At 60.2% G+C, this 18880-nt stretch carries 20 protein-coding genes; 11 read left to right on the forward strand and 9 right to left on the reverse strand.

Features of this window, described 5'->3' with window-relative positions; all coding sequences use genetic code 11:
* The first annotated feature begins 139 nt into the window (after positions 1–139).
* From rbfA to HFO71_RS20460, 6 genes are all read left to right on the forward strand, one after another.
* On the forward strand, positions 140–544 hold the full coding sequence (gene rbfA, locus HFO71_RS20435) for a 30S ribosome-binding factor RbfA (RefSeq protein WP_027669097.1): 405 nt from the start codon (positions 140–142) through the stop codon (positions 542–544).
* A 13-nt stretch (positions 545–557) separates the two neighbouring features.
* Positions 558–1490 carry a tRNA pseudouridine(55) synthase TruB gene (truB, locus tag HFO71_RS20440; RefSeq protein WP_168259119.1) on the forward strand — a complete coding sequence of 311 codons (933 nt, stop codon included), beginning with the start codon at positions 558–560 and terminating at the stop codon, positions 1488–1490.
* A 96-nt stretch (positions 1491–1586) separates the two neighbouring features.
* A complete protein-coding gene (locus HFO71_RS20445) occupies positions 1587–2438 on the forward strand; it encodes an alpha/beta fold hydrolase (RefSeq protein WP_077977143.1) in 852 nt (283 codons plus the stop codon).
* Positions 2439–2591: 153 nt separating this feature from the next.
* Positions 2592–2861 (forward strand): 30S ribosomal protein S15, encoded by a 270-nt coding sequence (gene rpsO / locus HFO71_RS20450; protein WP_003544317.1) that lies wholly within the window; start codon positions 2592–2594, stop codon positions 2859–2861.
* Between the two features lie 348 nt (positions 2862–3209).
* Positions 3210–5348 carry a polyribonucleotide nucleotidyltransferase gene (pnp, locus tag HFO71_RS20455; RefSeq protein ID WP_077977697.1) on the forward strand — a complete coding sequence of 713 codons (2139 nt, stop codon included), beginning with the start codon at positions 3210–3212 and terminating at the stop codon, positions 5346–5348.
* Positions 5349–5423: 75 nt separating this feature from the next.
* Complete coding sequence (locus HFO71_RS20460; protein ID WP_131640080.1) at positions 5424–6440, forward strand: class I SAM-dependent methyltransferase; 1017 nt, start codon at positions 5424–5426, stop codon at positions 6438–6440.
* A 95-nt stretch (positions 6441–6535) separates the two neighbouring features.
* Here the strand turns inward: HFO71_RS20460 and fabI are convergent, their stop codons facing one another.
* From fabI to fabA, 3 genes are read right to left on the reverse strand one after another with little or no spacing between them, the layout of a single operon-like run.
* Entirely contained in the window at positions 6536–7342 is an 807-nt protein-coding gene (gene fabI, locus HFO71_RS20465) for an enoyl-ACP reductase FabI (RefSeq protein WP_131640081.1), read from the reverse strand.
* Between the two features lie 7 nt (positions 7343–7349).
* On the reverse strand, positions 7350–8582 hold the full coding sequence (gene fabB / locus HFO71_RS20470) for a beta-ketoacyl-ACP synthase I (RefSeq protein WP_131640082.1): 1233 nt from the start codon (positions 8580–8582) through the stop codon (positions 7350–7352).
* Positions 8583–8627: 45 nt separating this feature from the next.
* On the reverse strand, positions 8628–9143 hold the full coding sequence (gene fabA, locus HFO71_RS20475) for a 3-hydroxyacyl-[acyl-carrier-protein] dehydratase FabA (RefSeq protein WP_011649939.1): 516 nt from the start codon (positions 9141–9143) through the stop codon (positions 8628–8630).
* Positions 9144–9444: 301 nt separating this feature from the next.
* On the opposite strand from fabA, the gene irrA reads away from it, so the two are divergent.
* Positions 9445–9864 (forward strand): iron response transcriptional regulator IrrA, encoded by a 420-nt coding sequence (gene irrA / locus HFO71_RS20480; protein WP_003555773.1) that lies wholly within the window; start codon positions 9445–9447, stop codon positions 9862–9864.
* A 20-nt stretch (positions 9865–9884) separates the two neighbouring features.
* On the opposite strand, the gene HFO71_RS20485 is transcribed toward irrA, so the two are convergent.
* On the reverse strand, positions 9885–10520 hold the full coding sequence (locus HFO71_RS20485; RefSeq protein ID WP_131640083.1) for a trimeric intracellular cation channel family protein: 636 nt from the start codon (positions 10518–10520) through the stop codon (positions 9885–9887).
* Between the two features lie 284 nt (positions 10521–10804).
* On the opposite strand from HFO71_RS20485, the gene HFO71_RS20490 reads away from it, so the two are divergent.
* The gene (locus tag HFO71_RS20490) at positions 10805–11278 is read left to right on the forward strand and encodes a hypothetical protein (RefSeq protein WP_131640084.1); all 474 of its coding nucleotides are present in this window, start codon (positions 10805–10807) and stop codon (positions 11276–11278) included.
* A gap of 128 nt (positions 11279–11406) precedes the next feature.
* Here the strand turns inward: HFO71_RS20490 and HFO71_RS20495 are convergent, their stop codons facing one another.
* From HFO71_RS20495 to HFO71_RS20505, 3 genes are all read right to left on the reverse strand, one after another.
* Positions 11407–12195 (reverse strand): YdcF family protein, encoded by a 789-nt coding sequence (locus tag HFO71_RS20495; protein WP_131640085.1) that lies wholly within the window; start codon positions 12193–12195, stop codon positions 11407–11409.
* Between the two features lie 68 nt (positions 12196–12263).
* Positions 12264–12986, reverse strand: a complete 723-nt coding sequence (locus HFO71_RS20500) for a YoaK family protein (protein WP_025396624.1) — start codon at positions 12984–12986, stop codon at positions 12264–12266.
* A 199-nt stretch (positions 12987–13185) separates the two neighbouring features.
* Positions 13186–13425, reverse strand: a complete 240-nt coding sequence (locus HFO71_RS20505; protein ID WP_131640086.1) for a hypothetical protein — start codon at positions 13423–13425, stop codon at positions 13186–13188.
* Positions 13426–13829: 404 nt separating this feature from the next.
* Between HFO71_RS20505 and HFO71_RS20510 the strand changes: the two genes are divergently transcribed.
* Complete coding sequence (locus tag HFO71_RS20510; protein ID WP_025396622.1) at positions 13830–14357, forward strand: sigma-70 family RNA polymerase sigma factor; 528 nt, start codon at positions 13830–13832, stop codon at positions 14355–14357.
* A 192-nt stretch (positions 14358–14549) separates the two neighbouring features.
* Positions 14550–15350 carry an SDR family NAD(P)-dependent oxidoreductase gene (locus HFO71_RS20515; protein WP_025396621.1) on the forward strand — a complete coding sequence of 267 codons (801 nt, stop codon included), beginning with the start codon at positions 14550–14552 and terminating at the stop codon, positions 15348–15350.
* A 42-nt stretch (positions 15351–15392) separates the two neighbouring features.
* Here HFO71_RS20515 and HFO71_RS20520 read toward each other — a convergent pair whose 3' ends face one another.
* Complete coding sequence (locus tag HFO71_RS20520; RefSeq protein ID WP_131640087.1) at positions 15393–16493, reverse strand: flavodoxin family protein; 1101 nt, start codon at positions 16491–16493, stop codon at positions 15393–15395.
* Positions 16494–16667: 174 nt separating this feature from the next.
* On the opposite strand from HFO71_RS20520, the gene HFO71_RS20525 reads away from it, so the two are divergent.
* Positions 16668–18065 carry a cytochrome P450 gene (locus tag HFO71_RS20525; RefSeq protein WP_221988380.1) on the forward strand — a complete coding sequence of 466 codons (1398 nt, stop codon included), beginning with the start codon at positions 16668–16670 and terminating at the stop codon, positions 18063–18065.
* A 44-nt stretch (positions 18066–18109) separates the two neighbouring features.
* Here HFO71_RS20525 and HFO71_RS20530 read toward each other — a convergent pair whose 3' ends face one another.
* Positions 18110–18871 (reverse strand): TIGR04290 family methyltransferase, encoded by a 762-nt coding sequence (locus tag HFO71_RS20530; RefSeq protein ID WP_025396618.1) that lies wholly within the window; start codon positions 18869–18871, stop codon positions 18110–18112.
* Between the last annotated feature and the right edge of the window lie 9 nt (positions 18872–18880).

The raw sequence follows: 18880 nt of genomic DNA on the forward strand, positions 1-18880 counted from the left end.
TGAACTTTTCCGAAAGCCATCCGCCAGCCGGCGGATGGCTTTCGGGCATCTGGCGACTTGACCTTTTCGACCAAAAGAGTCATGGACGCTCTCCTTTGACGGGTTCGATTCCCAGCCGCATCGGCAAATAGAGATAACAATGACCAGACCAACTTCTTCCGCGCCTTCGCAGCGCATGCTGCGCATTGGCGAACAGGTTCGCGCCGCGATCACCCAGGTGCTGCAGCGCGGCGAAGTGCGTGACGACGTCATCGAAGCGACCGTGATCTCGATCTCGGAAGTGCGCATGTCGCCGGACCTCAAGATCGCCACCGCCTATGTGACGCCGCTCGGCGTTTCCGACCACAGCATTGTCATCGAGGCGTTGAACCGTCATGCAAGGTTCATCCGTGGCCGGCTCGGGCCGCAGCTTCGGCAGATGAAATACATGCCGGAGGTGCGCTTCCGCGACGATACCAGCTTCGACAACTACAAGAAGATCGACGAGCTGCTGCGTTCGCCCGAGGTGAGCCGCGACCTCGACGGCGATAATGACGAACAATAAACAGAAGAGACGCATGTCCAAACCACGCAAACCCAAAGGCCGGCCGATTTCCGGCTGGCTGATCCTCGACAAGCCGGTGGATTTCGGCTCGACGGAAGCCGTCTCCAAGATCAAGTGGCTCTACAAGGCCGAGAAGGCCGGCCATGCCGGCACGCTCGATCCGCTCGCCTCCGGCATGCTGCCGATCGCGCTCGGTGACGCGACGAAGACCGTCCCCTACGTGATGGATGGCCGCAAGATCTATGAATTCACGGTGAGCTGGGGCGAGGAGCGCGCGACCGACGATCTTGAGGGCGCGGTGACCAAGAGTTCGGACAAACGCCCGAGCGAACAGCAGATCCGCGATATCCTGTCTGGATATATCGGCACGATCAGCCAGGTGCCGCCGCAGTTTTCCGCGATCAAGATCGCAGGTGAACGCGCCTATGATCTGGCGCGCGAAGGCGAAACCGTCGAAATCCCCTCGCGTGAGGTCGATATCTTCCGGCTGACCTTGCTCGCCTGCCCGGACGCCGATAGCGCGCATTTCGAAGTGGAATGCGGCAAGGGCACCTATGTCAGGGCGCTGGCGCGTGATTTCGGCCGCGAGCTCGGCTGCTACGGCCATGTGTCCGGGCTGCGGCGCACCTTCGTCGCGCCTTTCGCGGAAGAGGCCATGGTGCCGCTCGCGGATCTCGTGGCACTGGAAGCGATCGAGGATATGGACGAGCGGCTGGCGGCCCTCGACGCGCTGCTGATCAACACCTGCGAAGCGCTGTCCTCCCTGCCCCGTCTCGTCATCAACGATGACCAGGCGCACCGGTTGAAGATGGGCAACCCGATCCTGGTGCGTGGCCGCGATGCGCCGGTTGCCGAAAGCGAAGCTTATGCGACGGCCCGCGGCAAGCTGATCGCGATCGGCGAGATCGGCCAGGGCGAGTTCCGCCCGAAGCGGGTTTTCGCCTGAGCCTATCTGGGTTTCTGACAACGACAGCGATTGTCAGCCGGTCGCGATGCGATATCTTCCCTGTTGGGCCATGGGGGCCTGACAGAGGGAAAGATCATGCGCGGAACTGCTATCGGAATCCTGACGTTCTTTTCGATGTTTCTCGCCGCCGCCGGCGCTCGATCCGCCGAGCGCTGGGCCGAGCTTCCGGCCTTTCCTTCGATGCCGGCGGCAAAAACGAGCGGCATGGCCGATGTGAACGACATCAGGATGTATTACGCCGAATATGGCGAAGGCGACCCCATCCTGTTCATTCATGGCGGTCTTGGAAATGCCGAGGTCTGGGGTCACCAGGTCGCCGATTTTGCGAGGGATCATCGGGTCATCGTTGCCGACAGCCGCGGACATGGGCGCTCGACGCGCAGCCAGCAGCCCTTCGGTTACGATCTGATGACGTCTGACTACGTCGCCCTTCTCGACTATCTGAAGATCGACAAGGTGACACTTGTGGGATGGTCGGACGGCGGCATCATCGGCATCGACATGGCGATGAAAAATCCGGAGAAGCTGACGCGCGTCATTGCCCAGGCCGCCAACGTCACGACCGACGGCGTCAAGGCCGACGTGATGAACAACAAGACCTTCAACGACTACATCAACGTCGCCGGCGACTATTACCGGAAACTGTCGCCGACGCCGAACGAGTACGACGCCTTCGTCAAACAGATTTCCCACATGTGGGAGACCCAGCCGGCCTGGACGGCAGCGGATCTTGGAAAGATCGCGGTGCCGGTCACGCTCGCCATCGGCGACCATGACGAGGCGGTGAAGCTCGACCATACGGAGATGATGGCAAAAGACATTCCGGGCGCCAAGCTCGTGATCCTGAAAGACGCCAGCCATTTCGCCATGCTGCAGGATCCGACGGGTTACGATGCGATGATCCGGGACGCCATGGCGGGCCGCTGAAAACCGCTGCTGGAGCTCCCCTCTTTCCATTGCTGCTTATTTGGTTTATAGGCAGCGCCAGCGTCAGGTTTGCCTGCTCGCATTCACGGCCAAAGCTGGACGACATCCCGGCTTTTGGCGACTTTATCTCCTCCTCTTAGAAAGGATCACCCGATGTCGATCACTGCTGAGCGCAAGTCTGCGCTGATCAAGGAATATGCGACCGTTGAAGGCGATACCGGTTCTCCGGAAGTCCAGGTCGCGATCCTGACCGAACGCATCAACAACCTGACCGAACACTTCAAGGACCACAAGAAGGATAACCATTCCCGCCGTGGCCTGTTGACGATGGTTTCGAGCCGCCGCTCGCTTCTTGATTATCTCAAGAAGAAGGATGAGGGCCGCTATTCCAAGCTGATCACCAGCCTGGGTATCCGCCGCTAAGATTGTCCGGCGGGCGCTTTTCGAGCGCCCGCCGGATGTGTTTCGGGACACGGCTCCCGATGAAATGTTCCAGCCGCGCCCTATCTTTTAGCGGTGGAAAGACCGGCAGACCCGGATGGGCCGGTTCTGCCAAACCAACCGTTGACCTGTCATGGGGCAGGATTGCCGGATGCTTTCGGCCAAGGCTTGTCAATGAGCTTTGGCCCGGTTTCTCAGGAACGCCTGAGGAAACCGAGGATGAAAAGCCTCCCGTTGTCTTGCCCGTGATACGTCACATTGATTGCGGTCGACTGTGCGCTGCGCCTTGATATCGGCGATGGCGCGTGCTCCCGCATTGAAGGACAAGACATGTTTGATACACACACAGTCGAAATCGAGTGGGCGGGCCGCCCGCTGAAGCTCGAAACCGGCAAGATCGCCCGTCAGGCCGACGGCGCGGTTCTCGCCACCTACGGCGAAACCGTCGTTCTCGCCACCGTCGTCTCGGCCAAGGCGCCGAAGGCCGGCCAGGACTTCTTTCCGCTCACCGTCAACTACCAGGAAAAGACCTATGCGGCCGGCAAGATTCCCGGCGGCTATTTCAAGCGCGAAGGCCGTCCGAGCGAAAAGGAAACCCTCGTTTCCCGCCTGATCGACCGCCCGATCCGCCCGCTTTTCCCTGAGGGCTACAAGAACGACACGCAGGTTGTCGTCACCGTTATCCAGCATGACCTCGAAAACGACCCGGACATCTTGTCGATGGTCGCTACCTCGGCAGCGCTGACGCTGTCCGGCGTTCCCTTCATGGGCCCGGTCGGCGGTGCACGCGTCGGCTACATCAACGGCGAATACGTTCTCAACCCGCATCTCGACGAGATGGACGAATCGAGCCTCGACCTCGTCGTCGCCGGCACCTACGACGCCGTGCTGATGGTGGAATCCGAAGCCAAGGAACTTAACGAAGACGTCATGCTCGGCGCCGTCATGTTCGGCCACAGGGGCTTCCAGCCGGTCCTCGACGCGATCATCAAGCTCGCCGAAGTGGCCGCCAAGGAGCCGCGCGACTTCCAGCCGGCAGACTACTCCGCTCTCGAAACCGAAATGCTCGGCCTTGCCGAAGTTGAACTTCGCGAAGCCTACAAGATCACCCAGAAGGCCGACCGCTACGCCGCCGTCGACGCCGTCAAGGCGAAGGTGAAGGCGCACTTCCTCCCCGAGGAAGGCGAAGCCCGGTACACGGCCGAAGAAGTCGGCGCGATCTTCAAGCATCTGCAGGCGAAGATCGTCCGCTGGAATATCCTCGACACCAAGAGCCGCATCGACGGCCGCAACCTCGAAACCGTCCGTCCGATCGTTTCGGAAGTCGGTCTTCTGCCGCGCACCCACGGTTCGGCGCTCTTCACCCGCGGCGAAACCCAGGCGATCGTGGTTGCCACCCTCGGCACCGGCGAAGACGAGCAGTATGTCGACAGCCTGACGGGCATGTACAAGGAGCGCTTCCTGCTCCATTACAACTTCCCTCCCTACTCGGTTGGCGAGACCGGCCGCATGGGCTCCCCGGGCCGCCGTGAAATCGGCCACGGCAAGCTCGCATGGCGTGCGATCCGTCCGATGCTGCCGACGCCTGAGCAGTTCCCCTACACGCTACGCGTCGTCTCCGAGATCACCGAGTCGAATGGCTCGTCCTCGATGGCGACCGTCTGCGGTACCTCGCTCGCTCTGATGGATGCCGGCGTTCCGCTGGCAAAGCCGGTGGCCGGTATCGCCATGGGTCTGATCCTGGAAGGCGATCGTTTCGCTGTCCTGTCCGACATTCTCGGTGACGAAGACCACCTCGGCGATATGGACTTCAAGGTCGCCGGTACCGCCGACGGCATCACCTCGCTGCAGATGGACATCAAGATCACCGGTATCACCGAAGAGATTATGAAGGTCGCCCTTGGCCAGGCCCAAGGCGGTCGCGTCCATATCCTCGGTGAAATGTCCAAGGCCATCACCGAAAGCCGCGGCCAGCTCGGCGAATTCGCTCCGCGCATCGAAGTCATGAACATCCCGGTCGACAAGATCCGCGAAGTCATCGGCTCCGGCGGCAAGGTCATTCGCGAAATCGTCGAAAAGACCGGCGCGAAGATCAACATCGAGGATGACGGCACCGTCAAGATCGCCTCCTCCTCCGGCAAGGAGATCGAAGCGGCCCGCAAGTGGATCCACTCGATCGTTGCCGAACCTGAGATCGGCCAGGTCTACGAAGGCACGGTCGTCAAGACCGCCGACTTCGGCGCCTTCGTGAACTTCTTCGGCGCCCGCGACGGCCTCGTCCACATCTCGCAGCTTGCTTCCGAGCGTGTTGCCAAGACCCAGGACGTCGTCAAGGAAGGCGACAAGGTCTGGGTCAAGCTGCTCGGCTTCGACGAACGCGGCAAGGTTCGCCTGTCGATGAAGGTCGTCGACCAGGCCACCGGCCAGGAAATCCCGAACGAGAAAAAGAAGGAAGAAGCGGCCGAATAAGCCGCCTTCCAGATTTGCTACCGGGCGCGGGAATGCTTCCGCGCCCTTTTTTGTATGAGAAGACGAGACGAGACCATGAGCAGCGAGACGCTGAAGACCCTGTTCCATCCCTTTGCCAGCGGCACAGTCGCGGCGCCCGGCGAGGGCGAGCGCGTGCTCTTCCTCGGCGCCGAGGCAGGCTTTGCGCTGCCTGAAGGCTTTGCCGCCTCGCTCAGCGCCGTTCAGGGCTTCCGGCCGCTCTACCGGCAGCTGCTGGCGCAGCGGATCGAAGCGAAGCCGGAGATCGACGGCGAGGACTACGATGCAGCTCTGGTGCTCTGCACTAAGCACAAGGGCGAGAACGAGGCCAATCTCGCCGCTGCGATCGCCCGTACGCGGCTCGGCGGCCTGATCGTCGTTGCCGGCGCCAAGGAAGACGGTATCCAGCCGCTGCGCAAGCGGATGGAAGGTTTCAATCTTGCCGTCGATCATATGCCGAAATATCACGGCGTCGCCTTCTGGTTCGGCCGGCCGGCGGAGGCAGACGAGATTGTCTCCAAGCTGGCAAAGGCGCCGGTGCGCGTCGACGGCCGTTTCAATGCAACCGCCGGCATGTTCTCGCATGACCGCATCGATGCCGGATCGGAGCTGCTGGCCTCGCGCCTGCCTGAGGATTTCACCGGCGACGTTGCGGATTTCGGTGCCGGATGGGGCTATCTCTCCGTCGAGATGGCGCGGAAGTCGCGTGGACTGACGCGTCTCGACCTCTACGAGGCCGATCACGCGGCTCTGGAGGCTGCCAGGGATAATCTGGCTAAGAACTGCCCGAACGCGCCTGTGCGCTTCTTCTGGCACGATCTGGCGGGTGAGCAGGTCAAAGATAAATACGATCTCGTCATCATGAACCCGCCCTTCCATGAGGGGCACGCGGCCGAGCCGGCGCTCGGCCAGGCAATGATCAAGACTGCCGCATCCGCCCTTCGCGGCGGCGGCCGCCTGATGCTCGTCGCCAATCGCGGCCTGCCTTACGAGCCGGTGCTGGCGGCGAATTTTAGAGAAAGCGGCGAAACCTGCCGTAACGCCCGGTTCAAGGTGCTGTGGGCGAAGAAATAAGCCTACGCGGCTTCGACGCTGATCCCATCATCGAACAACAAAAAGGCCGTGCGCATCATCTGCGCACGGCCTTTGAGTTTCAATCGAATAAGTGTTTATTCGACGTCCGCTTTGCGTAGCGTTTCCAGCGTCGGCATGGAGGTGACGTTGAAGCCGGCGTCGACGAAGTGGATTTCGCCGGTGACGCCGGAGGAAAGGTCGGAAAGCAGGTAGAGAGCCGAACTGCCGACCTGATCGATGGTCACGGTCTTGCGCAGCGGCGCATTGCGCTGGTTCCAGGAGAGGATCGCGCGCGCATCGGAGATGCCGGCGCCGGCAAGCGTGCGGATCGGGCCGGCGGAAATGGCATTGACGCGGATGCCGCGCGGGCCGTAGTCGGCGGCGAGATAGCGCACCGAAGCCTCGAGCGCTGCCTTGGCGACGCCCATGACGTTGTAATTCGGGATGACGCGCGTCGAGCCATTATAGGTCAGCGTCAGCATCGCACCACCATCTTCCATCAGCGGAGCGCAGCGCTTGGCGATCTCGGTGAAGGAGAAACAGGAAATGACCATGGTGCGGCTGAAATTCTCACGCGTCGTGTCGGCGTAGAGACCCTTCAGCTCGTTCTTGTCGGAAAAGCCGATGGCATGGACGATGAAATCGAGCTTGCCCCAGCGCTCGCTTATCGCGTCGACGACGGCATCGACCGAGGCGATGTCCTCGACGTCGCAGGGCAGGACGAAATCCGAGCCCACTTCGGCGGCCAGCGGCCTGACGCGCTTGCCGAGCGCATCGCCCTGATAGGTGAAGGCGAGTTCCGAACCCTGTGCGGCGAGAGCTTTTGAAATTCCCCAGGCGATCGAGTGGTTGTTGGCGACGCCCATGACGAGCCCGCGCTTACCCTGCATGATTCCCGTCATATCATTATTATCCGTTATAGCGCTGGAAGACGAGCGTAGCGTTGGTGCCGCCGAAGCCGAAGGAATTGGAGAGGGCAATGTCGATTTTCGCGTCGTCGATACGCTTGCGCACGATCGGGACGCCTTCGAATTCAGGATCGAGCTCGGTGATATGGGCGCTTTCGCCGATGAAGCCTTGCTGCATCATCAGCAGGGAATAGATCGATTCCTGCACACCGGCAGCGCCGAGCGAATGGCCGGTCAGCGACTTGGTCGACTGGATATGCGGGATCTTCGAGCCGAATACTTCGCGGATGGCGCCGATTTCCTTGCTGTCGCCGACCGGCGTCGACGTGCCGTGGGTGTTGACGTAGTCGACGTCGCCTTTGACGGTGGCGAGCGCCTGGCGCATGCAGCGAATAGCGCCTTCGCCCGAGGGCGCGACCATGTCGTATCCATCAGAGGTTGCGCCGTAGCCGACGATTTCGGCGTAGATCTTGGCGCCGCGGGCCTTGGCGCGTTCCAGCTCCTCGAGCACCAGCACGCCGGCGCCGCCGGCAATGACGAAACCATCGCGGTTGACGTCATAAGCGCGCGAGGCGCTGTCCGGCGTGTCGTTATATTTGGAGGACATGGCGCCCATGGCGTCGAAGAGGTTGGACATCGTCCAGTCGAGATCCTCGTGACCGCCGGCGAACATCACGTCCTGCTTGCCCCACTGGATCATCTCGGCGGCGTTGCCGATGCAATGCGCCGACGTCGAGCAGGCCGACGAGATCGAATAATTGACGCCGTGGATCTTGAACCAGGTGGCGAGCGTGGCCGATGCAGTCGAGGACATCGCCTTCGGCACGGCGAAGGGGCCGATGCGCTTCGGGCTGTTGTTCTTCACGGTGATCTCGGCAGCCTCGATCAAGGTGCGGGTGGACGGGCCGCCGGAGCCCATGATGATACCGGTGCGCTCATTCTGAGCGTAGTCTTTCTCTTCCAGGCCGGAATCGGCAATCGCCTGTTTCATGGCGACATGGTTCCAGGCGCCGCCCTGCGACAGGAAACGCATGGCGCGGCGGTCGACCAGTTCGGCAAGTTCCGCCGAACCGAGCTTGGGACTGCCCCAGACCTGGCACTTGAATCCATGTTCGGCGAAATCGCTCGAAAAGGAGATACCCGACTTTGCCTGCCGCAAGGCTTCGGTGACTTCGGCCGCGTCGTTTCCGATCGAGGACACGACACCCAGACCTGTGACAACTACCCGTCTCATCTGATCAAACCTTTGTTGTTTTCGTCAGCCGCTCGAAATGCGGTTTCAGGCCGTCTTGTCTTTCGATAGACCGACGCGAAGATCGGCCGCCTGATATATGGTCTCGCCGTCCGCCTTTAGCCAGCCGTCGGCGGTGCCGAGGACCAGACGGCCGCGCATGACACGCTTGAAGTCGATGCCATATTCGATCAGCTTCGTCTGTGGCCGGACCATGCCCTTGAATTTCACTTCGCCGGTCGAAAGCGCCATGCCGCGGCCTTCTTCGCCGAGCCAACCCAGAAAGAAACCGGTCAGTTGCCACATGCCGTCGAGACCGAGGCAGCCCGGCATGATCGGATTGCCTTCGAAATGGCATGGAAAATACCAGTCGTCCGGGCGTACGTCGTATTCCGCCCTGAGGTAGCCCTTATCGAAGGTGCCGCCCGTTTCGGAAATCTCCGTGATGCGGTGAACCATCAGCATGGGCGGCAGGGGCAGCTGCGCATTGCCGGGGCCGAACAGCTCGCCGTGCGCGCAAGCGATGAGTTCTTCATACGAGAAGCTGGACTGTCTGGTCGTCATAAAGTTTCTTCTTCCCCCCGCGTCAAGCCGATGGATGTGAACGTGTAGTCCAAGTTCTTCAGAAAATGAAGCACAAGCAAGGCAGCTTCATTCATCGCCCCGGACCAGGCTTGCGCCATTATTTGGTGGTCGCATACAGGAAGGCTAGGGCTGGGACCAGACCTATTTGCGTCAAAAGCCCGTTTTTGCCGCGTTTATCAGGCTCCCGTCCCCATTGAACTATTGAAAGGCTCCGATGCAAAAGTTATACCGCTTAAAGAAACATGATTGCTTTATGCCAGAATAACCGGAGTTGGTTCTGATGACGGGTGCACTCCCGATCGCAATAGAGGTAAGGCTGCGCGGTGCAGGCCTGCGCCCCACCCGCCAGCGCGTCGCGCTCGGCGACCTCCTGTTTGCCAAGGGCGACCGGCATTTGACTGTCGAGGAACTGCACGAGGAGGCGGTTGCCGCCGGCGTGCCGGTGTCTTTGGCAACCGTCTACAACACGCTGCACCAGTTCACCGAAGCCGGTCTCATCCGCGTTCTCGCCGTCGAGAGCGCCAAGACCTATTTCGACACCAATGTTTCAGACCATCACCATTTCTTCGTCGAAGGCGAGAACGAGGTGCTCGACATTCCCGTCAGCAACCTGACGATCGCCAATCTGCCGGAACCGCCTGAGGGCATGGAGATCGCCCATGTCGACGTGGTGATCCGCCTGCGAGCGAAGCAGGGCTGACGACGTCTCTAAATTAGGCTTCACATGACATCGTCGGGATGCCGGCCGGGCTTGTGCCTGTAGGTCGGAAAGGTCCAGCCGAACCACAAGGCTCCACCGCGCACACCAAAGGCCGCCACGACGCCGCAGGCAGACGCCAGATAGAGCTGCATTCCAAGCGCATTGGCGAGCGTGAACACACTGGCGCCGATAAGGGCTGCGGTTACGTAGATTTCCGGCCTCAACAGCACCGAAGGCTCGTTTGCCATCAGATCGCGCAGGATGCCGCCGAAGGTCGCCGTCAGCGTGCCGGTGACGATCGCAATTGTCGGCGAACCGGTGGCGGCGAGGCCCTTGGCAGCACCGATCACGCAATAGGCGGCAAGGCCGATCGCATCCAGCCAGATCAGCAGGCGATAGCGCGATTCCAGCAGGTGGGCGGTGAAGAAAACGATGACGCCCACGATGCAGCAGACGAGGATATAGGCAGGGTTCAGCACCCAGAAGACCGGTACGCGGCCGAGCACGATATCGCGCACGGTGCCGCCGCCGGTTCCCGTCACCATGGCAAAAAACAAAAAACCGATCAGGTCCAGTTGCTTGCGCGAGGCGGCGAGCGCGCCTGTCGCGGCAAACAGCGCAATGCCGGCATAATCGAGATAGACGAGCAGAGACATGCGAGCCCCGGAACCGGCGGAAGTTCAGAGCATGACGCCGAAAAGTGTGAGCGGTTTTCGGACGACATCATGCTCTTACTCTTGAATTGAGAACAGGATTCAGATTTTAGGCCAACTAGGCCTAAAATCATCCTGTTCTCGGGAATCAATCACGGCGGCAAGGGCGGCGCAAGGCGGCGCGGCCATAAAGCTGAAGTCTTTGATTTAATGCATGTCGTTGTCCCAAAACCGCTACACAGTTTTGGGCGACATGCATTAGGAGCCTTTATCCAAAGAGGAAAGCCGTGAAAACGCTGGTGCTCGCCGTTCTGAATATCGTCCTGCTGCTTGCCATGCCGGCTGTCGCCTTCAGTCAGCAATCGCTGATCTCCGACCCTGAGATCTACGAGAAGAAACATTTCCAGGAGCAGTGCAAGACGGCCGAGTTTGCCGACGGCTTCATCATCCGGCAGGACATCAACAATGACGGCCTGATCGACGCGGTGGTCAACGAGGGCCAGCTGACCTGCGACGGGCAGAAGGGGCCGCAATGCAATGACGACGGCTGCACCTATAATTTCTACCTGCAGGTTGCCGAAGGCGGTTATTTCATGATCGCGACGGCACAGATCTATGGCTACGATTTCGTCCAGCGCTTCGGCAACATGGTGCTGGCGATGAAGATGCATCCGCGCTTCTGCGACCGCACCGAAGGTGATCCCTGCACCGTGACGGCACGCGTCCGCGGCACGAAATTCGTCACCATCTCGAAGAAGTAAATCCTAGAGCCGTTCCGGGTTTCCTGGAAGCGCGGAACCGCTCTAGCCTTTTGTTTTGACGCAATTCCCGGCAAAAGAGCTTCGCGCTTTGCCTGGGAAAACCGCTTCGCACTTTTCCTGGAATTGCTCTATTGCGGATAAAGTTCCGACGTGCGGCCGGCGAGATAATAGCCGACCAGGCCGTACCATTCGCGGATCGCCGTCGCCATGTTCTGCGCATTGAGGTTCGGCTGGGTGAAATCAAACCCAAGTCTCACCTGGCCGTCGGTGCGATAATCGGTCGGCCAGGGCACGATATCGATGCCGAGCTTGCGGAAGATGCCGACGGAGCGCGGCATGTGAAAACCCGACGTGATCAGCAGGCAATTGGAAAGCCCCTGGCTTGCCAGGAATTCCTTGGTGTTGACGGCGTTTTCGAAGGTCGTGCGCGATTGCCTCTCCTCGATCAGGCGATCCCTGCCGACGCCGAAGAGCGGGAAGAAACGCTCGGACGCGGCCGCATCGCCTTCATAGATGCCGGAGATGGAGCCGTCGCCGCCCGACACCAGAATGCGCGACTGGGGAAATTTCTGCGCCAGCCGCAGGGCTTCGATGAAGCGATCGGCTCCACCATTGAATTCTATGCCGTGGCGCGCCGTGTTCACCTCATTTTCGAAGGCGCCGCCGAGCACGATCATGCATTGCAGGCTATCGGGATCGGCGGCGGGCTTTGCGAAGCGCTGCTCGAGACCCTGCATCAGCAGGTTGCCGGCCGTGGTGTAGAGCGTAACGAAGAGGATGAGGGCCGAACCGGCTGCGCCGAGGATACTTAAGATACGCCAGCGCAGAAGGCCGGCAAGCAGGGCAAGGAAGACGAGGAAGAATGCCAGCGACAGCGGCTGAGCGAAAATCCAGACAAGCTTCGAAATCAGGAACAAGACCCACTCCTTGAGGATTGGCGGCGATCCTTCCTATCCGATTCGACGGCAACAGGAATGCGACGGTTTTATTTCGCGCGCGTGATGGCCGATCCGCTCGGTGCGATCTTCTGGTTGAAGCGGCGCTGAAGCGGCCGCGGGATGAGCATGGCGGCAAGCGCAAGCACCATGGCGAAGAGGGAGACCAGCCACAGCGCATGTGCGCCCGTCAGCCGTGTCAGGACGGCGCCGGCGATCGCGCCGAGCACCATACCGCCCCAGGGCACGATCTGGATCGTCCATTCGACACGACGATCGCCGATGATCCAGCGGCCGATGCCGCGGCCGAAACGCGACAGGGCGCCGGTCACGTAGGTCAGCCCGATCGGCAGGCCTTCGATGTGTTCGACGGCAGCATTCACCATGCCCATGGAAAAAACGATCATGTAGAACCGTGCGAAGAGCATGTTCTGCACCGTCATCATCGAGGCGAGCGCCAGAACCAGCCCGACGCAGCCAAGCACCACGAAAATGCGGCGTTGCGAGACATGAGAGATGACGATGCCTGCCGCATTGCCGAGCACGAAAACGACGATGGCGGAGATCAGCACCGCGGCGTGATAAAGATTGCCGTCGCTCAAGGCCAGTGCCGCCCGAGTCGTGTTCCCCGTCATGAAGGAGACGAAATCGCCGGTCAGCAGAAGACCGGTCGCATCGGTCATGCCGGCCAGAAACGAAATCGAGCCGACGAGGGCAAGCCCGGTCAGGGTTCGTCGGGTCCGGATGATGCGGCGGCGTCTTGCTCTGGTCATTGGCTGAAGGTCCTGGAGCCGAATCGCTGAGATTGCGGCAACAAGCATACATCGTCCTATTGAGGAAATGGCAAAGGCGATCGGAAGGGGATTGGAGGCGGACTTGAACGGCAAGACATTTTCGATGTCTGAGAGCCCCAGCCTTGTGTTTTGCCAGGCGCGACTTCAGATCACTCGCAAGTCAAGCCTCTTAGGCCGGCTAAGCGCGTATTGACGCATGAAGCTGGCCGCAGACCGTAAGGCTTTCGCGCATTGCCTTCACGCGCATCTCGGCATCTTCGAATGAATAGGCCCAGATTTTGGCAGACCAAGTCGAGAGGCCCATCTTGTATTCAAGGGCGAACAGATAGATTGCCCGACCGTGTTCGTCCATTCGGACGAACTGAGCGTCGGGCCTTTCGCGGGTGTCGCGAAGTTTGTTGAAACTGATTACGCTCATATTTGAACTCATTTAACACTGAGGCAGGAAGACAATCGTCTATCGCTGGCCTGTCGCCGCCGACAGTTCCAACAGTTGCCAACACCTGTTGTTCCCGGCCTGCCGCCATTTTTTACCGGATTCGCGCGCAGCTCTCTGATGCACGGCGGATAATGCGAAGGTTATCAATACTGTGCGACATCGCACTGGAACGATCTGCTCGGATTGCCGTTCCAAAGTCGAATCGAGCCGCGAAATCCCTTCCGGCAACGCTAGTGCGCGCGGTCCGCCGCAGCCTCCCGGCATCGTTGTGTTTCCGTCGCTTGGGGAGAGGTCCGCCGATGAGCGAAACGACATGTTTGTCCGATACCGCACGGCAACGATTAGGATGTTCGGGACTTTCCTTTCAATCCCAGGAGAGAAAAATGACGTCTCTATCTTCACCACGTCCTGCGTCACATTGTGAAAAAACATCCTCCGTCGAGTTGGAGATTGTCGCACTCACTCCGGCGTTGCGCGCCTTCGCCCGAAGATTCCTGCGAAGTGAGGACGACATCGATGATCTCGTGCAGGAAACGCTGCTGAAGGCGTTCAATTCAATTCATCTCTACCATCCCGGCACCTCTCTCAAATCCTGGCTCTTCACAATCCTTCGAAATACGTTCTGCAGCAACTATCGCCGGCGGCAGCGTGAGCCGGTCGGAATGGACGTGACAATGGAGCAAGTCGCAATTGCCCCGAGCCAGGAATGGGCGCTTCGCGAGCGCGAGCTGCAACAGGCGCTGACCCGCCTCTCCGACGACAGACGCCGTGCGCTAACGCTGGTGGCGGCCGGAACGAGCTATGAAGATGCCGCCAAGATCTGCGGCTGCCGGGTTGGCACCTTGAAAAGCCGCGTCAGCCGCGCCCGCGAGACCCTGCAGTCGCTGCTGGGTAACCAACTCATCGACTAATCGCGCTTCTGTTTCCGTCGCCGCCAATCAGCAATCATCACACAGCCGTCCTTTGTGAGGCTGAACGTCGGGAGCCACATGGCGCATCCGCCGAGGCTCCCGCACCGCACGCCGAGACGCCGCCCGCCGGAACATATCCTCTCTTTTCAGGTTCGGTGGCTTCAGCTTTTTCCGAACTCTAGGAGACAAAACATGGATAGGAATGAACTTGGAAAAGGTCTCGCGGTGATCACCGGCGCCTCGACGGGCATTGGCTATGAACTTGCCAAATGCGCGGCGCAGGAAGGCTATGATCTGATTATCGCCGCCGACGAGACACGCATCCAGCAGGCAGCGGCGAGCCTGAAGGAGTTTGGCACGTCGGTCCAGGCGATCGAAACCGACCTCTCCACCGAAGACGGCGTCGACCGGCTGATGGAAGCCATCGAAGCTTCCGGGCGTTCGGTCGATTTGCTGATGGCCAATGCCGGGCGCGGCCTTGGCAAGGGTTTCCTCGACCAGGATTTTGCGGAAGCGCGAAAAGTCGTCGATACGAACATCGTCGGCACCATCTATCTCGTCCAGCAGGTCGGCAACCTGATGCGCAGCCGCGGCGAGGGTCGGATTCTGCTGACCGGTTCCATCGCCGGCTTCATGCCCGGCTCCTACCAGGCCGTCTACAATGGAACGAAGGCCTTCATCAACAGCTTCTCCTTCGCCCTGCGCGAGGAATTGAAAGAGACTGGCGTGACCGTCAGCTGCCTGATGCCCGGCGCGACCGATACCAAATTTTTCGAGCGCGCCGATCTCATGGATACCTCCGTCGGGCAGGCCAAGAAGGATGATCCGGCTGACGTCGCCAAGATCGGCTTCGATGCCATGATGGACGGTGAAGGGGATATCGTCAGCGGCTGGAAGAATAAACTGCAGGCGGCCGTCGCCAATGTGACGCCGGCAAGCATTCTTGCTCATCAGCATGCCAAAATGGCTGAACCAGGTTCAGGCAAGGAGTAGATTACCCTGACGCGTCGATCCAGACGAGATCGGCAATCCCGTCTACTTCTCACGCGGCTGCTTCAATCGTCTTCCGGCCGCCACCATCTTGCCGTCGCGGCGTAACGTGATGCCCTCCAAAAGCGTTCGAGCGGCATTGCGCACCTCCTCCTGAAAGGCTTTGTCTCTTTCAAAAGCATTGTGGCTGGTGGCGTAGGGCTCCCAATAACCGATGTAACGTTCAACCTCGGCCGAGGCTCCGGCCGGGATGAGGTCCATCGACGTCAGCCAATTCGAGACGCTGCGCCGGACATTCTCGACCCCTTCGGTATCGCCGTGGACGACGACTGAAAACAGGCGGCCGGAAAGATGGCGCGGATAGCCCCATCCCCGCATCTCGAGCTCCTTGGCCTCCTTGGCATGTTTGCCATGCGTGCTCGTCGGATCCGGATTGCCGCCGTCGGCGCAGACAAGCCGGTCGATCATCAGTTTCAGCGGCGAGGGCGTCTGGTACCAGTTCACCGGGCTGACGATCATGATGCCATGGGCCTCGACCCACATCGGATAGATGTCGTTCATCCAATCGTGGATCTGTCCGAGCGAATAGTTCGGATAGCAGGAGCACGGCCAGTGACAGAGTGCGGCCGATGTCGAGAAGCACGCCTTGCATGGGTGAATCTGTCGGCCATACTCGGACGCGATGCGACTGAGGTCGAGGACGGTGACGATGACGCCGGCGGCGGCAAACACCTCCCTGGCGATTTCGACCATCCGAAAACTTTTCGAAAGCTCGCCCGGACAGCTATGTTCACTTCGCGACGAACCGTTGATGAGGAGGACGCGCGACGGCGCGTTCTTTTCCTCGAAGCGCGCTTGCGCAGCGCGGATTTGATCTCTCGCCGCGAGCCAGTCGACGCCAAGATCATAGTCCGGGTCGGCAAATTCTGGTCCGGCCTTTCTGGTTATCGGGCTCTTTCGCGAATGGGCGTAAGCATCCCAAGCAGCCGCGGCGACTTTGCCGAGTTCGTCTTCCAGGGTTTCGTACACTTGATCCTTGAACTGGCTCAGGAAACGCTCCTTGAATTCGCGCTCGTCGAGGCGAGGGCTCGGGCTGCCTTTTCGCGGTTCAAGGTCAGGTGCGGTTGCGGCTGGTTCGTCAGGCATGGGACCTCCACGCATCTATGCGCTCGACACAACGCGGTGAGCCGGCTTCTGTTCCGCTGCCTCCAAGTTGCATCGTCTATCGAGGATCTGTGTTCAGGCCGGAACAATCGGCCGTTGTCCCGGTTCGGAAATAAAGCTGATCGGATATCCCATGCAGCAAGGGGCTTTGGGATCATGAATTCTCGCAACCAAGCCGTCTTTTCGAACGCAAGAGCCACTGGCTTCGTCCGGATAAATCGTGCCAGCTGGATCGACACATTGCGTGTGGTTGCGGCTGTCATGGTTCCGACGGCTGCCAAAGGTGTCATCATTCGCCGCCCGATCATGGAACGCCTGGCACAGCGGCAGGATCTGGACACCGGTGCTGTCAGGCAGATGCAGCGGCTGGTGAAGAAATATGGCAGGGCGCCTCTGCTGTTGCCTATCCCGTTCCGGCCGCAGTTGCTGGTGCTCGACCCTGCCGACGTCTCGACGGTGCTCGAGTGTTCACCCCAGCCATTTGCCACGGCAACCTGGGAGAAACGCGCCGCTCTTGCGCATTTCGAACCGAAAAACGTGCTGATCTCACCTGCCTCGCGGCGGACCGAGCTTCGGCCGATCCATGAACACACTTTGGCAAGCGCGGACCGGCTGCATCCCTCTTCGGCCCGCTTCAAGACGATCGTCGATTCCGAACTCCTGGAGATTTTGGACGGCATCGGTTCCGGCGGGCCGAACGAACTCGATTGGTCTGCGTTCTCGCTAGCCTGGTTCCGGATTGTCCGCCGCACCGTACTCGGCGATCGCGCGCGCAACGACGTCACTTTGACGAAGACCTTGAACGACCTTCGAAGCCGGGCGAATTGGGCTTTTGCAGCTTCCATCGATCGGCACAAGCTTCGGCAGTTTCAGCAGCAGCTGGGTCAATATCTGCGCCAGCCGGAGGAGGGCAGCCTGATTGGTCGGCTGCCGAAAGGCAGCGATTTCGATTTGGAAAGCCAGGTGGCCCAATGGCTGTTTGCCTTCGACGCCGGCGGGATTGCTGTTTTCCGGACGCTTGCGCTGCTTGCTTGCCATCCGAGCTACTGGGCCAAAGCCGTTGACGAGGTTAAAGATCCCGAACTTGAGCGTCCCTTCACACGCAATTGCCTGCTCGAGGCTCTGCGTCTCTGGCCGACGACACCCGTCATTCTCAGAGAGCTGACCGAGGATATCAGATCCGGCGACAGGACCGTGGCGCGCGGCACGGGCGTCATCATCTTCGCGCCCTTCTTTCACCGTGATCCCGAGCTGGCTTATGCAAACCGGATGGAACCAAGTATCTGGGGGCCCAACGACACCTTGCCGACAGTCGGATTCGTACCTTTCAGCGCTGGTGCTGCCATTTGTCCAGCCCACAATCTCGTACCGGCGATTGCAAGCTTCGCCATCGGCGCGCTGTTGTCGCAGGCAGATATCACGCTGCTTCAACCGTCTCTGACAGTCGGCGACCTGCCCGGCACCCTCAACCACTTCGATATTCGGCTACGGCTAAGCAGGCAGCGGGTTGGAGCCGGTGCGCCGCATGCTGCGGCAGGCTTTCCGCCTCATTGAAATCCATTCTTTGTCGCAGTGGCGATCCGCAGAAGCGATAGTCTTTAGGTCTTAGCTGCCGGCGGCGGCTCAACTGCATAATGGCGTTGGCCTCGTCGGCACAGATAGACCTCGCGTTCCGGATGATCGTCGATTCGAAAGCCGGCGCTGCGCAGCATCGCCTCGACCGCCGCCTGGTTGGGAATGAACCAGTTTGTCGGATCGGACGCGTAGCGTTCCTCGACAAAGAAAAGCTTCGGATATTCCGGCTGGTCGAAGATGCTCCATTCGGAAAAGTCGTAATCTTCCCTGAGGTCGGGAATGCGCTCGTCGCCGCGCTGGAGGCACTGGAACAGCATCATGTCGCCGACAGCGTGTTCATAAAGAAGATCCAGCGCCAGCAGGGGGTGGCGCAGGTGATAGAGCACGCCCATGAAGATCACCAGATCGAATTTCTCGCCTAGTCGAGCGACGTCATAGACCGACATCTGCCGGAACTCGATTTCGGCTTGCAATTGTTCCGCCGCGAAGCGGGCCTGCGCCAGGTAGCGCGGGTCGGAATCGATGCCGACGACACGGGCGGCGTTGCGGCGTTTCATCTCAAGGGCATAGAAGCCGGCGTTGCAGCCGACGTCGAGCACGCTGAGGCCGCTGAGATCGGCCGGCAGCACATGCTGAAACCCTTTCCACTTGAAGGTGGGATAGTCTCCGAGGAAATGATCGGCCGCTGTCATGTGGCCGCCGATGTTCAAATTCTGAAACCACGGCCCGAGTTCCTGAATCCGCTTTTGCAGGTCCTGATCCCTTGTCGGCTGTGCTGCATCCATCTGGCTCTC

The organism is Rhizobium laguerreae (assembly GCF_019778565.1).
In the GTDB taxonomy this organism is placed as follows: Bacteria; Pseudomonadota; Alphaproteobacteria; order Rhizobiales; family Rhizobiaceae; genus Rhizobium; species Rhizobium laguerreae.

What these genes read in the sequence shown, in the direction of transcription:
- rbfA (WP_027669097.1), top strand. Translation starts at nt 140, where the DNA reads ATGACCAGACCAACTTCTTCCGCGCCTTCGCAGCGCATGCTGCGCATT.
- truB (WP_168259119.1), top strand. Translation starts at nt 558, where the DNA reads ATGTCCAAACCACGCAAACCCAAAGGCCGGCCGATTTCCGGCTGGCTG.
- HFO71_RS20445 (WP_077977143.1), top strand. Translation starts at nt 1,587, where the DNA reads ATGCGCGGAACTGCTATCGGAATCCTGACGTTCTTTTCGATGTTTCTC.
- rpsO (WP_003544317.1), top strand. Translation starts at nt 2,592, where the DNA reads ATGTCGATCACTGCTGAGCGCAAGTCTGCGCTGATCAAGGAATATGCG.
- pnp (WP_077977697.1), top strand. Translation starts at nt 3,210, where the DNA reads ATGTTTGATACACACACAGTCGAAATCGAGTGGGCGGGCCGCCCGCTG.
- HFO71_RS20460 (WP_131640080.1), top strand. Translation starts at nt 5,424, where the DNA reads ATGAGCAGCGAGACGCTGAAGACCCTGTTCCATCCCTTTGCCAGCGGC.
- fabI (WP_131640081.1), bottom strand. Translation starts at nt 7,342, where the DNA reads ATGACGGGAATCATGCAGGGTAAGCGCGGGCTCGTCATGGGCGTCGCC.
- fabB (WP_131640082.1), bottom strand. Translation starts at nt 8,582, where the DNA reads ATGAGACGGGTAGTTGTCACAGGTCTGGGTGTCGTGTCCTCGATCGGA.
- fabA (WP_011649939.1), bottom strand. Translation starts at nt 9,143, where the DNA reads ATGACGACCAGACAGTCCAGCTTCTCGTATGAAGAACTCATCGCTTGC.
- irrA (WP_003555773.1), top strand. Translation starts at nt 9,445, where the DNA reads ATGACGGGTGCACTCCCGATCGCAATAGAGGTAAGGCTGCGCGGTGCA.
- HFO71_RS20485 (WP_131640083.1), bottom strand. Translation starts at nt 10,520, where the DNA reads ATGTCTCTGCTCGTCTATCTCGATTATGCCGGCATTGCGCTGTTTGCC.
- HFO71_RS20500 (WP_025396624.1), bottom strand. Translation starts at nt 12,986, where the DNA reads ATGACCAGAGCAAGACGCCGCCGCATCATCCGGACCCGACGAACCCTG.
- HFO71_RS20505 (WP_131640086.1), bottom strand. Translation starts at nt 13,425, where the DNA reads ATGAGCGTAATCAGTTTCAACAAACTTCGCGACACCCGCGAAAGGCCC.
- HFO71_RS20510 (WP_025396622.1), top strand. Translation starts at nt 13,830, where the DNA reads ATGACGTCTCTATCTTCACCACGTCCTGCGTCACATTGTGAAAAAACA.
- HFO71_RS20515 (WP_025396621.1), top strand. Translation starts at nt 14,550, where the DNA reads ATGGATAGGAATGAACTTGGAAAAGGTCTCGCGGTGATCACCGGCGCC.
- HFO71_RS20520 (WP_131640087.1), bottom strand. Translation starts at nt 16,493, where the DNA reads ATGCCTGACGAACCAGCCGCAACCGCACCTGACCTTGAACCGCGAAAA.
- HFO71_RS20525 (WP_221988380.1), top strand. Translation starts at nt 16,668, where the DNA reads ATGAATTCTCGCAACCAAGCCGTCTTTTCGAACGCAAGAGCCACTGGC.
- HFO71_RS20530 (WP_025396618.1), bottom strand. Translation starts at nt 18,871, where the DNA reads ATGGATGCAGCACAGCCGACAAGGGATCAGGACCTGCAAAAGCGGATT.